The sequence below is a fragment of the Comamonas sp. w2-DMI genome (assembly GCF_040187735.1).
GTDB classification, from domain to species: Bacteria; Pseudomonadota; Gammaproteobacteria; order Burkholderiales; family Burkholderiaceae_C; genus Comamonas; species Comamonas terrae.
This window is the reverse complement of the sequence record NZ_JBANEL010000086.1, coordinates 1-920: the sequence shown is the minus strand read 5'-3', so window position 1 is coordinate 920 and position 920 is coordinate 1. Positions and strand designations below refer to the sequence as shown.

Annotated in this window: 1 protein-coding gene and 1 pseudogene; both read left to right on the top strand. The window is 65.7% G+C overall.

Annotation, left to right across the window (positions count from 1 at the left end):
* Positions 1–702 (top strand): P-type conjugative transfer protein TrbJ (gene trbJ / locus V8Z74_RS26200; protein WP_349712323.1); only part of this gene is annotated, 702 nt, incomplete at its 5' end.
* 12 nt (positions 703–714) lie between these two features.
* Positions 715–920 (top strand): annotated as a pseudogene (locus tag V8Z74_RS26195) (hypothetical protein); the annotation flags it as partial.

Below are 920 nucleotides of genomic sequence, written 5' to 3'. Positions count from 1 at the left end.
GCCATCGCGGCCATGCTTTGCACCGCCACCGCCCATGCGCAATGGGTCGTGATCGACCCCACGAACCTCGTGCAGAACACGCTGACCGCGATCCGCACACTGGAGCAGATCAATAACCAGATCAAGCAGCTTCAGAACGAAGCACAGATGCTCATCAATCAGGCGCGCAACCTGGCCAGCCTGCCGTCCAGCGTGGTGAACCAGTTGCGCACCAATCTGGCGACGACCGAGCGGCTGATCGCCCAAGCTCGCGGCTTGGCCTACGACGTGACGAATCTGGATCGGGAGTTTCAGCGCCTGTATCCCGAGCAGTACGCTGCCACGGTGAGCGGCGACCAGATGTACCGCGACGCGCAGGAGCGTTGGAAGAACACGCTCAATGGCTTGCAGACCACGATGCAGATGCAGGCCCAGGCATCGCAGAACCTCCATGATGATGAAGGCGTGCTGGCCGATCTGGTCGGCAAGAGCCAGTCCGCCGTTGGCGCACTGCAAGCCATGCAGGCCACGAACCAACTGCTGGCCTTGCAAGCCAAGCAGTCCATCCAGACCCAGCGGCTCCAGATCACGCAGGACCGGGCGGCGTCGCTGGAGCTGGCGCGGCAGGCGGCGGCCACGGAGCGCGCCCGCGAGGTGCGGCGGCGTTTCCTCGGTGAAGGTACGCCGTACACGCCGCAGTCCGTGAACTTCTACGGCAACTGACGGGAGGCCGCCATGCGATGCGTCCTCGTCCTGTGCGCCGTGCTGTTGGCCGCTTGCGGCAAGCAGCCGGCTAACAACCTTGCCGACGCCCTGGCTGCCGATCCCGTGCGGCTCAAGGCATTGCGCGCGCAATGCGCGGCCCATCCGCAACAGGTCATGCAGGCCACGGGCGAGGACGCTTGCCGCGCCGCCGCCGAAGCCTTCCGGCGGCGCTTCTT